The sequence below is a fragment of the Sphingomonas xinjiangensis genome (genome assembly GCF_014199255.1).
GTDB lineage: Bacteria > Pseudomonadota > Alphaproteobacteria > Sphingomonadales > Sphingomonadaceae > Sphingomonas > Sphingomonas xinjiangensis.
Map to the genome: position 1 here is coordinate 28,134 of NZ_JACIJF010000013.1, position 15,323 is coordinate 43,456.

A 15,323-nucleotide genomic window follows, 5' to 3' on the forward strand; every position below is an offset into this window, starting at 1 on the left:
AAGATGCCGTCGGCGCGGGTTTGCCAACTGGGCATCACCGAAATCGGGTTCGACCCCCGAAAGCGGGCCTGAGACACGCGGCTTCTGCTTTGAAATTGAAGTGAGAATGGCAGCCGGCAGGATTTCTTCGGTACGAGCCGCGATAACGTACGTCGGCTACAGAGCTGTGCGCCCTTACATTGCGAGCCCGTCGGTAGCGCTTCAGCGAACGGGGTGACTTAAGGTCTCTCGCTCCTTGTAAAGAGAAGCTTCCGCCTATCAGCTCGACTAGAGCGCTGCTGAAGTTGACTGGGGCTGCCAGAACGGAGCCGCGCCGTTTCAAATCAGCGCTGCGCCCGAGTTGGGGTATAGCAAGCATCACTGGAACCGGGCAGAAGCCGGCAACCTTGTCACGGGGTTCAACGTCGGCGCTCTTACCGTAGCACCCGTCCGTCACCGGTAAGCAGTAGCGGCGATGCTCGCGAGCAAGCCCCGACCGACTTTAGTCCGCATGCGGGGCATGGGCGATTCACGCCGGCGACTGTGCTGTCGCCCGAGTGACACTCGGGCCGCCATCAGCGGAGCGTCATGACAGCTTATTGGCGCGCGCAAAGTGCAGCGCCTAAAACATCTTCAATCCGAGCTTTGGAAATTCTCAGCCGCGAACTGCCCAACACTACCTCCGCTGTAGGCAGTCGCGGTCATCTGTGTTTCGCAAATCCGGACGTTCACTCCGTCCGGAAGATCGCATTACCCCTCCTAGATGACCCTCTGCTGCCACAACTGACGCTCGAGATCACAAACGCTTGAAGGGGCAGCTTCAGAGCCCTCCTTGCTATGCGTCACCGCCTGGCAGCAGGTCCAAATAATCAACCCGTATCCGCTCCCCTGCTGCTACACCATCAACGAGAACATAGCGCCCGATCAGCCTCTCGTGTTCTTCATCTAACTCCAGCCTCCAAAAATTACCTTGCTGGTCGATGATCGCCCCTCCAGAGCCAGAACGCATTAGCTCTCCTGTCACTCGAACACGCTTCCTCATCGAACCCCCTTAGATCACCGGGCCTCTCTCGCCGCGACCTCATCCGGTGATCGAATCGCCCTACCGGACGTTAGCAGATCCTTTGCGATGGCGCCCCGAGCTTGCAGAAAAAGAGGCGCGTTTTACAAGCGGACATGAGACCGTGATCGCGCAGCCTTCGACTCTCTCCACCGGGAGCACCCCGTGCCTCGAGATTCCGTGTTCATTCAGACCAGCCTTACGAGCCAGACCAAGATGCGGATGGCGTTCTGAATCATCAGATAGAAATACCTACACTGATCGAAAAGAGCATGTATCGGCTCGCCACGTTTGGTCGTGAATGAGTCTCAAGCCTCGAGCGAGGGGGGGGACAAACGACGAGCGTCCAGCATACAAGACCTTCTTCATGGCGTTTCGCGCGGCTTACCCGCTCGATAGGAACGATAAGATCGCGCCTATCGTTCTTAGGAAGTGATATGCAGCTGCTGTCGGTGCAATAAAGGCAAGTTGAAGCCATGGCGACAGGCTCTATGTTTACGCTCGCGCAGGTTACGGCGCTTACTGCATTGGCAGCGCTTAGCCGTCACGCTCTGCCACAGACGCAGTCACGGGTGCATATACTCGTCTTTTTACTCCTCGCCGGATTAACCGAGTGGGGAGTCAGATCTGCCAGTGGCCTCAAGCCTCGACTTAGAGTTGCCATCCTGACCGGGGCCTGCACAACCGGAAGCATTTTGCTCGTTAGATGGCTGCGCGAGGGCCTTTGCCCGCATACTTGGCCGCAATGTCCTGATCCGCTCTCCGCGTATAGCAAGATGCTTGGGTTCTAGGTTTTTGTAGTTATCGCACCCGCAGCGGCGGAGGGCAGCTTGTTAATTCCAGGCCTCGGCATCTTCCAGAAGGCTAAAGCGGGAACGACTCCAGTATATAGCCTTGATGGTCACGTACACACATCAATCCGAGGTGATGCCAGTACCCCAATCACAGGAGGCTGGCTCAGGCGACGAAACTCAACTTACGGGCGCGATGGCATTGGTAGTGCTCGCGCTTTTCGTCGCGTGGCTTACCCAACTGTTTGGCTGAGGTTGAGCTAATTTGTTTGCGCCCCATGTATGGGCCCTGCCGCTTGATCTCCGTCGCCCCGGCGAGGGTCTGCGCGCAGGAGCCGGTAACGACAATCTCCTCCTCGGGCTCAGCCCGCGCATTCTGCGCATCTTCGTCGGCGCTGGCTCCAGCGATCTGGGCGTGGGCGGATTGAGCGATGCCCAAGGTGGCGAAGGTGGACGGAAGCGTCGCCCGAGGCAGGCGTGAAGTGCGCGACATCTTTTGTTTCTCCCCGGGGTGTGGTCCCCCAGCGAGGCCGCCGATAATCGCGCGCTGTTAGCGTTTGGCGGCGAAGCCGTTGCGGTAGGCTACAGGTGCAAGTCGCTTATGTGTACGGTTTGTCAGTCAAAAACTGAGGGGCAGTTCAGCTCAACCCGTGGGTCAGTGCGACGGGAAGGCGCCTGGCTGCAGATCTGCTTCAAACCCCGATTGCGCTACCTTGTTGTGTGACTCTTGATGCGAGCGCGCTCTCCACAGGGGTTCCATAGAGACAAAGTGCCGATCCGATGATGCGATTTGAGGCAGCTAAACGAGGTCGATAACTCACGCGAGCGGGGTCGCTCGCTTCCCCGGTGCCAGCTCCGGCTTCTTCTTCAAGCGAGCAGAGGCACCCCGTGCTGGACAGGTTGTAGCATACGCTCCCCAACCTGGGCCCAACTACCAAACTCACGCCCCTTCATAGGACCGTTCGCGGCAGCCGCAAGAGCAACGGCCGTCGTGGCTACCATCGACGCCCGCTCCCCAGGATTGTAGCCGAACCGATTAGGCTGTTCTCCCACCGCGAAGGTCGGGCACACTGAGGGAAGTCCGAAATAGTCATACTGCGCGAGCTTCAGGCTAGACTCAGCAAGATACTCTACGCCCGGAGCAAGCTTGTAAGGAGCAATGCCGATAGTTGCGTGTTTGAGAAACGGAAGTGTTTCCACGAACCTCATCTCTGGGTATATCTTGACATTCTCCGGCGCAGCAAAGGTTAAGCCACTTCCAATCACGTGAAACGTCACTGCCGGCATCTCTTCGGCCACCGCCACGAAGTAGGCCGGATCGAAAAGCATAGACCCCACTGAAACAGCATGTTGGCCGCCCGGATACGGGTTTGGGCCAATCCGCTCATAGTTTGCCTTATTGATGCCAAACTCCGCCTTGTAAAGACGTCCTTTAGCCCAAGGGAAATCATCCTTCATTAAGGTTGAGCGCAGACAAACGTGATCGATATGCACGCGGTTTCTATCTAGCTGATCTTGCACGAATGGATGGACACCAATTGTGTCAAGCAGATCTGCGGCATAGTAAATAATCTTTGCCGCGGCGTTGAGCCTACGAACCCTCTCAATGTAAATTGCGGCAACGCCAGATTCTACAACAACATAGTCAGCATCACTTAGCAATTGATCAACATCTTCATTGGGCCACCGTTTGTATGCTTCAAACGCGGGGTACATTAGCGCCTGCAAAACTACGTTTTTCGAACTAAACGGGTGAACGGCTGTTCGCCATAAGTAGCAGCGAACTCCATCTACTAACTCGATTTTGTTCGATTTTTCACGTAGAAATAGACGCGAGTCGCCGGTCCGAGCAGACAATTGGCTGAATCTCGTCGAAATAAACGTAACCTCATAACCTGTTTTGCTCAAACCTTCAGCAACCTGCTGTATGCTAGCCTTTTTCCGTGACCTGTAGTCCTGGAAAGCTGACAAGATTACAACTCGCTGCTTTAACCCTTCCGATCGACTAGCTGAACCTTCCGAGCCGTTTAACAACACCGCATGCTCCCTGTCGCAACCAGCCACACGTCAACCGAAAGCACCGCGGGCTTCCGACACATTCGCAGCTATGAGATCACCCTGTGCTTAGCATAAGTCCAGTAACGAAGCGACCGCTAAGCGAAGCTCGTAAAGGGCAAGCAGCGTCACCCCCTCGGCAGCGCTATCCAGCCGCCCTTCGGGGGTGCAATCCTAGGTGTTTAGTCCCGGCCTTTGATGGACCGGATTGACGATGAACCGGTCTGGTTCTGAAGTCCAGATAATGTCAATGTATTCGTAAGGCTTGAGGCCGCTGAGCGTCTTAAGCCGACGGTCGAAGTTGTAGGCGGCCAGGAAGTCGGCCAGGTGCGTCCGAAGTTGCTCATGGGCGAGCCTTTGAATGATCGTTGACGTGAGGTGATTGAGCGAACAAACTTTGGTGATGAGCGATCCAGGGACATGGCTACCTAGCGGCGGTGCCCTTGCCGGGGTAGTCGGAGCCTTTTTCGCGTTCTTGTTCATCGGTATGCCGATGTTGGTGATGGTCCTTCAGTCCGGCGGCGGGTGCGAAGGGCTGCCGCGCCCTTGTGAGCCCCACAATACGGCCCTCTACATCGCCCTACTTGCACTCGTTTTGCTCGTGATTGGCACCTGGTGGGGGGTGCGGAGGCTCGTGAACTTTTTCCATCACGGCAATTGAGCAGCTTCTTCCGGCCGCTGGGTGCGGCGCTTGCCGGCTGGTGGCTTTTCTCGCACGCGCAATCGTGATTCATGCTCACCATGAGTCGATACGACCTGACCGACTTGGAGTGGAGAGTGATTGAGCCGCTGCTGCCGAACAGGCCCTCGGGCGTGCCCCGCGTGGATGACCGGCGGGTGCTGAACGGCATCTTTGGGTGCTACGCTCCGGTGCGCCATGGCGCCACCTGCCCGACTGCTAAGGGCCGCGCACCACCTGCTACAACCGCTTTGTACGATGGCCGAAGGCGGGTGTGTGGGACCGGCTGGTGGACGCCATCAGCGCCGCTCATGACGGCGCCATCCAGATGATCGACAGCACCTCCGTTCGCGCTCACCAACGGTAGCCACGGCAAAAAAGCGGGTGCAGATCACTGTTTCGGTCAATCACGCGGCGGACTCACGAGCAAGATCCACGTCGTGATCGATCATAGGGTCTCCCGATCCGGCTTGGCCTGACTGCCGGACAGGCACACGACGGGCAGATCGCCGACGCGCTGCTCGCCCATCTCGGCCCGCGTACTATCGTGCTGGCCGACAAGGCCTATGGCGCCGAACAGATCCGTGAGATGATCCAGGACCAGGGCGCCACGCCCAACATCCCGCGTGAGAGCAACCGGCGCCGGAGGCCCTGCTTCAGCAAGCGTCTTTACCGCGAGCGCAACCTAATCGAGCGGTTCTTCTCCAAGCTGAAGCACTTTCGCCGCCTCGCCAACCGCTATGAGAGGCTCGCCGCCAACCTCCTCGCCACGATCCAACTCGCCTCAATGCGGCTGTGGCTCCGTGCTCATGAGTTTACAGCCTAATACACGAAGCGAGTCGCTTCGTAGCGCGTCAATCCGCCGAGGCGTTTGGAGTGGATTGAGCAGCCACCCATTCTACTAGCGGTTCGATAGTCCCGGAAGCGGTCGGCCTCCGGCGGTTCGTCTCGGCCGAAAGGAACGGCAGTGCGCCGCGGGACACCCGGTCTTCGCAGGCGGCGTCAACATCAACCTTCATTCCAGAACCGGGGCGCCAGGCTGGCTCTGCCGCAGCGGCAGCCTGCGGCATTCCGTTCGAAAACGCCTCGCTGACATGCAAAGGTCGCGTTTCCCGTCACCGCCCCGGCGAGAACGCGAACCCACAGTCGACATTGCTCGTCCGACACGTAGCTTCTACCGCATGTTGCCTCTAAAAGGAAGCATCGGAACCGTAGCTTCCCGGTCCGGGGATTCACTATCACGACGCGACCGAGTATCCGTACAGCGATACCTACCGGAACAGCCGTGGCAGCAGCAGGCCTGTGCGCTTGCGATACTCTTCATAAGCAGGTCCGAGCTTCGACTGGATGATATCACGCTCTTCGGCACGGGCGGCTACAATGTACAAGATAACAACGAAGCCCGCTAGAACACAGCTCAGAAGCGAGGCAGTTAAAAAAGCGCAGCTAATCCAGAATAGCGAATAGGCTGTATAGAGCGGATGCCGGATCCACCGGTAAGGTCCATTCTGGACAACTTCTGGCGGCACTAAGCCACTGAAAACGAGACCAAGATTTTTCGTCGCAATCGTTTTCAGCGCCCACCGGAATAAAAGAGCTGCGGCACTGGCAACGACCATGGCAGTGACGAGTCGTTCTATAGGTAGGCTGCTTCTCAGCGCGATCACGATGGTCACAAGGCTCAGAATGGTAGACAAAACGACGACAATGATCAGTAGTGGCTTCGCCTGACTCGACCGATCAAAATGGGCCTGAGCTGTAGCGAACCATGCGCCGATACCGAAAAAATATAAAAGCGCCCCATACTTCGCCAGATCTGCCACGCTCATCATTGACTCCCCTCAGCCGACTCAGTCCGTTGTCGGCGACAGTACATCGAAGTGATATCGCGAGGAACCTACCTCGGGGTTAATCCCACGAACTCATCGGCATGCTACCACCACGCCGCTATGTGCGACGTATAGAAGCTTTGAGCGGCGAGAACATGACAATTAGGTTCGCAGGGCTAAACAAAAGGTACTGCGATGTCATGTGGAGTTCGAAAATGGCGCTCGGGTTAGTTGGGGGATATGACCCGACGCGATGTAGTGTCAGGCTAAGCTTACCGCGCGACGAGGTTCCACAACGAAGCTCCGGCCTTGAACGCGCGACTCGATTAAACTCCATATCTCGCGTTCGAGCCGCGACAGTCGTGGAAGATCAATTGCGCAACGAGTCCGCCGCCGACAACTTCAAGCGCCATCGCCGTCCTCGCGCTTGAGCACCTGAGACATGCTGGCCTCGAATAGCACTCTGCTCTAGCAGACAACTCATGGTCTACCTTGGGGCGCTTCCTTCGCCGGCAAAACTCATCTGCCAAACTCGGTGATGCGAACTTTAGGAACCAGGTCGAATAATCGCCCGGCACGTCGGGAATTTAGGGATACGCTGGTGCTGGGCACCTTCTCTTCGATAGGCAGACTGTTCACGTCACCCGTGCAGGTCATTACGTTTCCAATGCCACGCCTCGGGTTGTTGCACTTCGCAGCAAGGTACGGCCCTGATCGATTCTGCAACAGCCCTGGCAAGAGTGACCCTACAATCTCACCTGATTATCGGAAGCGCCTGTTGCTACGCAAAAGGCGAGGCGCGTGTCTTCCTGTTTAGAATTTAACAGGAGGGTGAACCTACGGCACTAGAAACGGCCCATGTGGCTCAGCATCTAGGTGCTCAGGAGAGCGGGCTGCCGATGAGGGCTCCCCTTTCTACATCGTCCTGGAACCTATCTCGCAGCAATCCGGAACGAGCGAAACCAACAAGCGCCCAAAGAAGAGAGGCGCTCTTGATTGTGAATGAACCAGTGCCGCCCACAAGAAGCCAAAAGAAGATATAGACTGCCAACCCCCACGCTAGACGCCGCTCCTCCCTAGACTCTTGCGGGCATATGAGCACAACGAAGGCAAGATATATAAGTGCACCGAACATTGTGGCCGACGCAACAAGGTACCCGTAACCGGTATCTGCTGCCCCAGACACCCTCCTGGGCGCGCCAAATAGCAGGTTATCTACTGTAAGGCTATGCAGAAACTCGTAGGTTACCCACATCCGTCCGATCACATCGTCTCCGGCCCTTCCGTTAACAAAGTTGAACAAGAGGAACGTAGCAACAATGATGCCGACGGGCATTAGGATTTGAAGATAACGGGGTAAGTGGGGAAATACGAAGAACCCACCAACAAAGCACACCCCCACCAGCGGGGCCAAGCGCGCATTGTTAGTCAATACTATCGCTAAATACAGGAGAACAAAGAAAATGAGATGTAAACGACTCAACCTTTTCCAGAAAGCCAGCAGGTATATAGATACGACGATAGCGTAAGTGTTGATTCCGACCTGCTCAAGAAAAATAGATGAGGTTCTATGGCCAGACCAAACTCCGAAGGTAAATCGACCGTTGTAAGCGATCGTACCAATAGCGAGCCCCCGCTCCTTCAGAAACTCCGGCGGATTGATGCCTCGTGTGCTTGAGAAGTAATCCGCCGGGCGAAATAAATCAATGTACGTACTGACTGACGAGATCTCCAGAATTAGACCGCCCGCAACTAGCAGTCCGGTGCACAAAAAAGACGTCTTTATCGTCTCGAATGAGCACCTACTTCCCAAAAGAAGAAAACATCCAACGATCAGAAAATTTCGCAAAGCATCGATTGCAAACGTCTCATGAGCCAGCGACATCAGAACCGATAGAGTGGCTGAAAGGTAAAGGAACGTCAGAACAGGTATGTCACTTGTACGTAATTTGCTTCCTACCACGAACAACAAAGCAGAAGCAAGAATGCCTGTTTCTGCCAACGCAACTATACCATAGCTTATTTTGAGCCCGTGAGCGTTCGCTGCTGCTAGAAGCATGTTGTAACAGACGGCGACTATGATTAGCAAGCAGTAGCCAACCTGCACGCGCGAGTCCGGCGCCCTCACCGAGCCATGTGGTGAACTCAGACCTAGTGACTCGCGATATCGTCGAGGGCTCTTAGGATTATTTATACGCTCGGCCATGCCTTGAGTCGTCGCCTCTAATTGTGCCACACTGGCGAGTTCACCCGCAAATTTGTAATGTGCATTAGTCCCGGTCGGCTGAACAAGCCAAATACACGACCTCGCTACCCGTTTTTAGACATTATTTTGGCATATTCGTAGGCGAACCGCGACGCAACGCTCTCCCAGCTGAATGGCATACTGGCCTGAATTGCCTTTTCTCTCATTTTTGAAAAGCTTCGAGTGACATCTTCATGCAAGTCTCGAATCAATTGCGCAGCCTCGGACGGCTTTGACATGTTCGCGATAGAACCCACTCCTGCGTTTGAAATCACCTTCTGAAATGGGGGTATATCGTTCAAGATTGGGATCAGGCCAGCCGACAAGCCTTCCACGGCGGTCAAGCCAAACCCTTCGTAGCGAGAGGCGGACGTGAGGTAGGTTGCGCGAGCGATCAAGCTCCTGATCTCACTTTCGTTCAAACCGACGTGAACTTGCACTCGGTCCGCTACTCCGTGCGCCTCGGCCATAACGCGCAACTCGTCACCAGTGAGGTCTGAGTTTTGGCCGGCGACGATCAGGCGCCAGGGAGCTCCTAAAGAAGATACGATAGCAATTAGGTCCGGTAAAGCTTTGTTGGATGAAAAACGGCCGAGTGCGAGGAGGCTTGTAGTCGGTGTTGAAGAAGCGCAATTGTGCCATTTGCCGACATCGACGCCGTTCTCGATAGACACGGTGTTGTTCGGCGCCACCTTTTGGAACATTGCGGCGTCATTATCGCTCGAGCCTATGATAGTTTCGTAGGACCGCGATGATGCTCGAGTTATAGTGTTGAAGTACGCCTTCTTCAAGTGGTTGGCGAAAGTGGTATGAAAGAATCCCCCGTGAGTGGAGGCCACTAAGTGCTTCCCGTGAATTCGCCGGGTCGAGGCCAAATAGTCGAAGAAGAAATCTACTCCATGAACATGAACGATATCCGCGCCCTTCAATGTCGCGAGAACCCGCGGCGCAATCGGGTAGCGCGAAGATCCGAAGTAAGGTATTCTTGTTACGGGAAAGCCATTGATTTCGGAATTGGCCTCCAGCCTAGTTTTATGATCTTGGAAGTTTCTATTGAGAGTAACGACGGACCCTTGGACGCCCTGTGCGCGGAGGGCGTCGATAAGACTAGCGACGGTGTTCTCCAGTCCTCCGATGACAGGGTGATATTGCCGCACAACGTGTCTTACATGCATGCGCTACGTTGCTCCAGTTTGATGCCGAAGCGCTTGGCTGAACGGAGTGGAGGTGTCAAAGCGATTGTATCGTGCCTCTTGTCCCAAAGCCCGATCGTTGCGCATGGCTCCCGCAATCGCAGTCGAGTTTGACGTCCCCCAATATCGGTGCTACTCACCGATCGTTTCGCACTGATTAGTCGATATAAACATGCGGTAAGTCGCCCGACCAAGACAAGGCGGCGAAGGCATGGAGCCGCATGCTAACAGTGGCGCGGCCAGTATCACGTAGCGAACTAGCGACTTCAGGTTCTATGCCGGACCGGCAGGGCGGCCTTTGGATTCGCTGGATACGCAGCTACCGGTCTGCGGGCCCGGCTTCGATGTTTTGCGGGCGAGAGGATACAGGCTGTGCATCGTAAAGTAGCGCCCCTCACGGAACCGTTCGGGCCTGACAGCGCCGCCAAAGTGTCCGAAACAAGGTCGAGATGCCGGTGCTCACCCCGTGCCTAGCCAGCATCGTACGCAGTTTCGCCAGGGTGAGGTCGGATTCCCGCTCGATCGCAGCGTGGATGAGGCCGCATGTTCGTCGATCTTGGTCGAGCATGCCGAAGCGACAGCTGACGCCAGCAGATAGCGCTCGCAGTACTCACTCTAAACTGTTCGCCCGCCGCCCGGCACGCCCCCGCCCCTCAAGAGCGGTAACCACACAGTCCGGAAGATCACGTGACAAGGCTCGATCGATCCCAGCCGGCCTCCTTCGCCAGCAGGAAGGCTGAATTGGGAAACCCGGGGGATCATCAACGGTTCAGATCGGCCGAGAACCGCTACAAGCGATCCCATAGCTATATGTGGAACGATGTGATACGGTTTTTCCAACCACGCCAGCGCCTGGATAGGCCCCGAGCCTGCGGGGGTGGCCAGTCTATGCGTGTAGAGTTGTTTCGGCGTGGGTACCGTCTGTCACATATTAATCTTTGGCGTTGAGGTTGATGCGTAAGATCGAGTTCCGAGCTCCACCATTTGATCTCGCTGATCATATCCGCTTCATTGGAGGCGCTTAGTGGATATCGAAGAAGCCAAGAGGCGGTCTCGGCGTGGACCGATCTTCCTCATCGCTCGGCGATTATTCGCGATTAGTATCACGCTACTATCAACCGTAACGATCGCCCGCCTCGTATCTCCGCGCGAGTACGGCCTAGCAAATATGTCGCTCGTTCTGGTGAGTTTCGGAGCCATCTTTCGAGATTTCGGGCTTACGAATGCAATACTCCGTAAGGGAACAATCACTGAATCAGAGATGAGCCTCGTTTTCTGGTTCAATGCTGTGATGACCGTCGCCGTGACCGTCGCACTCGCGGCCTCAGCACCATGGATCGCTCTATTTTATAATGAACCTGTAGTCTCCAAGATAATCTTAGTGTCTTTAGCGGGATTCGTGATCAGTGGATTATCACTCCAGCACCGGGCGCTTCTGAATCGCGAGCTCAGGTTCAGCTACATCGCTGCAATCGACTCCGTCGGGCAACTGGGAGGCTTCCTAGTTACCTTGGTACTTGCCTTGCATTGGCACAGTGTTTGGGCTATCGTGTACGGAACGCTGGTTCAGACGGTGCTTGGTTCCGTCGGCAGTGTGCTCGCTGCTAAGTGGTGGCCAAGCAGACCGCAACGTACCGAAGAATTAGGCGAGTTATTGCGGTTCGGCGCGAACGCCTCTGTTTTTTCGATTTCTATCTTTGCTGCGCAAAATGCCGCGGCCCTGCTGATTGGACGATTCCTTGGCGCGGCGTCTCTAGGGCAGTACAATCGCGCACAGCAGCTTTTTCAGCTTCCTATCACGAACCTAATTGAACCCATAGCTCAAGCGACCATGCCCCTATTGACCCGCCTTCGCCAGTATCCCGCCGAATATCGCGCCGCTTACTTGGGACTCACGAGGAAATTAAACACCTTTTTGATGCCAATGTCGGTTATCCTTTTTTTTGTTGGCCCCTACTTGGTGAACATCGTACTGGGTTTTCAATGGGCTGAGGCCGGCCTCGTATTTGCCGCACTTGCTCCAGCATTTGCAGGGATGGGTGCCGCTTACGCGATCGGCGATCTATTCATCACCCAGAACCGATCTGCCGAACTCAGAACGCTGGGGCTCGTGGAGTTGGTGATCCGCGTCGGTGCGATAGTTGCTGGTATGAGCTTTGGAGTTGTTGCGACAGCCTGGTCCTTTTCCTGCTCCACCCTTCTAGTAGCCGTTATTCGCCTCACCGTCGCCGGTCGAAAGGGACCAGTAGGAGTTGGTGATCAGTTGAGCGCGATCGTACCCGGGATTCCATTGGCATGCGGCGCAGCAGTTGGCTCATTACTCGGTCTGTGGCTCACCGATCATATGTATCTTGAGGACCCTTTCTCTTCGCTTGCAATAATCTCGGCTTCTGGTAGCGGCTTGGCGGTTGTTGCGGGCACAGCCTTTGCAACTTCTCGGCGTGCAATGATGGAGGTGGTCCACGCATTTGGCTTCATTGCAATCGCGCGAAAGTCACTTAGCTTCTTCGGGAGATCAGCTTAAAATTAGGACCATCGGTGGGCGCATCGCGATCCGATTCAGGCTCTGCGACGAGATCTGGGTGGGCGGCCGGTACTGGCTGACGGCCGAGCAGATGGAGCGCGTGCGAACGTTTCCAAGAGCACGGCAAGCCCCGAGTTGATGACCGCCGAGCATTGAGCGAAATCGTTTTCGTGAACCAAAATGGGCTGCGGTGGCGCGGCGCGCCCGAGGATTATGGCCCGCAAAAGACGCTGTACAACCGGCGGATGCGCTGGGGCGTGCGCGCCGCACCCATAGCTATGTTCGACACGGTACGACCTCGCTGTTTGCCGCGCTCGACATTGCCTCGGGCTTCGTGATTGGCAAATGCTACAAGCAGCGCCGCGCTGCTGAGTTTCTCGATGTCCTCAAGCAGATCGATGCTCAGGTGCCCCCCGACCTCGACGTCCACACCATCATGGATGACTACGCAACCCACAAAACCGCGCTGGCGCGGGCATGACTCGCGCGCCGACGGCACTATCATGTCCACTTCACGCCAACCGGGGCATCGTGGATCAACCAGGTAGAGCGCTCGATCGCCGAACTCACCCGCAAGCAGCTCCAGCGCGGCGTCCACACCTCCACCACGCAGCTCGAGCAGGACATCCGCTCCTTCATCGAGCGGCACAACGAGAACCCAAAACCTCACCGATGGACTAAGTCCGCCGACGAGATCCTCACCTCTGTGAAGCGCTTCTGCCAGACGGCAGAACGCAGGTTATGCAGCGACACCGCCAATTGCCACCCCCTGCCGCCCGTCCGGACTAGACAATTGGGCCTCGAGTGCAGTTCGAATGCGCGTTGCCGGCAGCATCTAGATCGCTGATCACGTGCAGCGCGTCCCAACGGCCTTCGTTGTTTCGCTCCCGTGCTGATCGGCACCACCGCCACCCGCGCTGCCCTCTCCATGACTACGTACGCGATGAACTTGTCAGGGGAAACGCTTGGACGTCGAGAAGAGTGCGCTCGCACGCGCACGGGGGCATTGCTCATCGCCAATTGGCACGTGTCCAGCGTCGTGGGCGCGTGCGTCGCCAGCGACGGGATAATCGCCTGCCCCCAGCATGCCTAGGCCTGATCCCGCGGCGGCTTCTCCAGAGATTTCGACGCCTTGAACGCCACCAGCGAGTACCTTGCCGGCCTTGATTCAGCTGTAACCAGTGTCAGGCTCCTCGCACGCGATCGCGAACGTGACCAGCCAGCCGGCCGCGAGCAGCGGTATCGCCGCGTTGAGTCGGCGCGCGGAAGGCGGCGACGTCGCGATGACATGATCGGAAGGCATCGCCAGCAGCGCGCTCGCGCTTTCCGCGGCGAGTGCAGCCAGTGCTTTGCACGCGTGGTACCGCCGCCATCGTCTTGAGCATCACCGTGTGGCATTTTTACTCGTCACATCAAGCTGCCCGTCGACGAGATCGGCAAGACATACGTTCGCTACCAAGATTGGGTTCTCCAGAAATTCGCCTTCTCGCACGCATGGGATCGAGCTGAGCACCGTCTCCTTGGCACTAGCGCCGGCATCTGCTTCCGCCGCTCCGGCGGTTACATCAGCCAAGATAACGTTCCGCTCAGTCGGATCAATAAATAGCGACTTCAAGGTCGAAAGTGGCTGGACTTGTATCCAGTCAGATCGGCACCGGCGTTTGCGCCCGTATTCGCAAGCCCCTCCGGAGGTACGGGTAACAGTGCCGGAGGCGTACGCCAGCTCACACCAACTGGCGTTGCTGACAGTGGCGAGCAGCCGGCAAGGAACGGACTCTTCTCTGCCGCTGATTCGACAACGCTTCCTTGTATGCGGCGGTCAGCCTGGTGGGCGACCAGCAGCTTCGGCGAGGCAAAGCGGTTCGACAGCAAGTGGCGAGTCTCGGGCGGTCCGCATTGACTCCATCAGGGAAAAATCCAGACCAACCAAGCGGCATTGGGGAGCGGCCTCACAGGGGAACGGTGCTCTGCAGCTCAACCGTTGACCGCTTCGTCCGGCGTACATGCGGGCCCGAATAGCAGTAGCTTGTGGGGCTGCATGAATAGGCTTGTCGCGTTTGACATGGATGGAACATTAGCGATGGCGAAGCAGCGCCTTGACGTTGACGTGGCCGGACGCCTTTCAATAAATCGCTGACGGTCGCGAAGGTAGCCGTCATATCGGGCGGCGACTGGCCACAGTTCGAGAAGCAGGTCATGTCGCAGATGCCAGCCGACGCTCAGTTCGAGAGGCTGTTCATCATGCCAACCACCGGCACCAAGATGTACCGTCACAACGACGCTAGGTGGCAGGCGGTCTACACCGACCTCTTCGCTGACGAGGAAAAGGCGCTCATCATCGCCGCCTTTCACGCTTCCCTAGGACGCTACTGGGTTCAAGCCAGAACAGACCTGGGGCGAGCTGATCGAGGATCGCGGCAGCCCGATTACCTTCTCCGCGCTTGGCCAGGAGGCACCGGTCGAGGCCAAGGATTCTTGGGATCCTGATTTCGCCAAGCGCAAGGTGATCCAGGCCAATCTAAAGCAGCGCCTCCCTCGGTTCGCGATCGCACTTGGCGGCGCGAGTTCAGCCGATATCACCCGCGAGGGCGTTAACAAGGCCACGGGCCTGCAGAAGCTTGCCGCCCACACCGGTATCACAACCGCTGACATGATATTCATTGGCGATGCCATCTTTCCAGGTGGCAACGACTATCCGCCGTTCGAAGCAGGCATAGATTGCGTTAAGGTCGAAACGATCGACGACACACGTAGCGCGATCGACACGATCGTGATCTGCCTTAAAGGTTGATGGAACGCGGCTTTCGGCCCAATCCCGAAGAAAGATCATCTTCGACGATGCAGTTTGCTCGAAAACCACTTAGTGCCGTTCGGCGTCTTATGCGAAAATCTACGTCACGGACGCAGAGTTAGTGTCGCAGTCTCCCGGAAGGCGCTGGCAGCGGACCGGCATAGTGGGTGCGAAGGC

8 protein-coding genes and 5 pseudogenes are annotated in these 15,323 nt (G+C 56.7%); 5 read left to right on the plus strand and 8 right to left on the minus strand.

Annotation, left to right across the window (positions count from 1 at the left end; genetic code table 11):
• Window positions 1-814: 814 nt before the first annotated feature.
• The 4 genes and pseudogenes from FHT02_RS22290 to FHT02_RS16495 all read right to left on the minus strand — a co-directional run.
• Window positions 815-1,021: a DUF5818 domain-containing protein gene (locus FHT02_RS22290; protein WP_425506450.1), complete on the minus strand. Its 207-nt coding sequence runs from the start codon at window positions 1,019-1,021 to the stop codon at window positions 815-817.
• A 975-nt stretch (window positions 1,022-1,996) separates the two neighbouring features.
• Window positions 1,997-2,323: a hypothetical protein gene (locus FHT02_RS16485; protein ID WP_184090181.1), complete on the minus strand. Its 327-nt coding sequence runs from the start codon at window positions 2,321-2,323 to the stop codon at window positions 1,997-1,999.
• 374 nt (window positions 2,324-2,697) lie between these two features.
• On the minus strand, window positions 2,698-3,867 hold the full coding sequence (locus FHT02_RS16490; protein WP_184090184.1) for a GumK N-terminal domain-containing glycosyltransferase: 1,170 nt from the start codon (window positions 3,865-3,867) through the stop codon (window positions 2,698-2,700).
• A 192-nt stretch (window positions 3,868-4,059) separates the two neighbouring features.
• Window positions 4,060-4,233 (minus strand): annotated as a pseudogene (locus FHT02_RS16495) (IS481 family transposase); the annotation flags it as partial.
• 393 nt (window positions 4,234-4,626) lie between these two features.
• Between FHT02_RS16495 and FHT02_RS16500 the strand changes: the two are divergent.
• Window positions 4,627-5,390: pseudogene (locus tag FHT02_RS16500) on the plus strand (IS5 family transposase).
• Window positions 5,391-5,835: 445 nt separating this feature from the next.
• Here the strand turns inward: FHT02_RS16500 and FHT02_RS16505 are convergent.
• From FHT02_RS16505 to FHT02_RS16515, 3 genes are all read right to left on the minus strand, one after another.
• Window positions 5,836-6,393: a methyltransferase family protein gene (locus tag FHT02_RS16505; protein WP_184090187.1), complete on the minus strand. Its 558-nt coding sequence runs from the start codon at window positions 6,391-6,393 to the stop codon at window positions 5,836-5,838.
• An 880-nt stretch (window positions 6,394-7,273) separates the two neighbouring features.
• Window positions 7,274-8,599, minus strand: a complete 1,326-nt coding sequence (locus FHT02_RS16510; RefSeq protein ID WP_221239533.1) for a hypothetical protein — start codon at window positions 8,597-8,599, stop codon at window positions 7,274-7,276.
• Window positions 8,600-8,703: 104 nt separating this feature from the next.
• On the minus strand, window positions 8,704-9,813 hold the full coding sequence (locus tag FHT02_RS16515; protein ID WP_246352470.1) for a glycosyltransferase family 4 protein: 1,110 nt from the start codon (window positions 9,811-9,813) through the stop codon (window positions 8,704-8,706).
• Between the two features lie 1,042 nt (window positions 9,814-10,855).
• Between FHT02_RS16515 and FHT02_RS16520 the strand changes: the two genes are divergently transcribed.
• From FHT02_RS16520 to FHT02_RS16530, 3 genes and pseudogenes are all read left to right on the plus strand, one after another.
• Window positions 10,856-12,355, plus strand: a complete 1,500-nt coding sequence (locus FHT02_RS16520; RefSeq protein WP_184090196.1) for an oligosaccharide flippase family protein — start codon at window positions 10,856-10,858, stop codon at window positions 12,353-12,355.
• A 91-nt stretch (window positions 12,356-12,446) separates the two neighbouring features.
• Window positions 12,447-12,609 (plus strand): annotated as a pseudogene (locus FHT02_RS21660) (transposase); the annotation flags it as partial.
• Between the two features lie 8 nt (window positions 12,610-12,617).
• A pseudogene (locus tag FHT02_RS16530) lies at window positions 12,618-13,106 on the plus strand (IS630 family transposase); the annotation flags it as partial.
• A 633-nt stretch (window positions 13,107-13,739) separates the two neighbouring features.
• On the opposite strand, the gene FHT02_RS16535 reads toward FHT02_RS16530, so the two are convergent.
• Entirely contained in the window at window positions 13,740-13,928 is a 189-nt protein-coding gene (locus tag FHT02_RS16535) for a hypothetical protein (RefSeq protein ID WP_184090199.1), read from the minus strand.
• Window positions 13,929-14,393: 465 nt separating this feature from the next.
• On the opposite strand from FHT02_RS16535, the pseudogene FHT02_RS16540 reads away from it, so the two are divergent.
• Window positions 14,394-15,146, plus strand: a pseudogene (locus tag FHT02_RS16540) (HAD-IIB family hydrolase).
• Window positions 15,147-15,323 lie beyond the last annotated feature (177 nt).

What these genes read in the sequence shown, in the direction of transcription:
- FHT02_RS16485 (WP_184090181.1), bottom strand. Translation starts at nt 2,323, where the DNA reads ATGTCGCGCACTTCACGCCTGCCTCGGGCGACGCTTCCGTCCACCTTC.
- FHT02_RS22290 (WP_425506450.1), bottom strand. Translation starts at nt 1,021, where the DNA reads ATGAGGAAGCGTGTTCGAGTGACAGGAGAGCTAATGCGTTCTGGCTCT.
- FHT02_RS16515 (WP_246352470.1), bottom strand. Translation starts at nt 9,813, where the DNA reads ATGCATGTAAGACACGTTGTGCGGCAATATCACCCTGTCATCGGAGGA.
- FHT02_RS16510 (WP_221239533.1), bottom strand. Translation starts at nt 8,599, where the DNA reads ATGGCCGAGCGTATAAATAATCCTAAGAGCCCTCGACGATATCGCGAG.
- FHT02_RS16505 (WP_184090187.1), bottom strand. Translation starts at nt 6,393, where the DNA reads ATGAGCGTGGCAGATCTGGCGAAGTATGGGGCGCTTTTATATTTTTTC.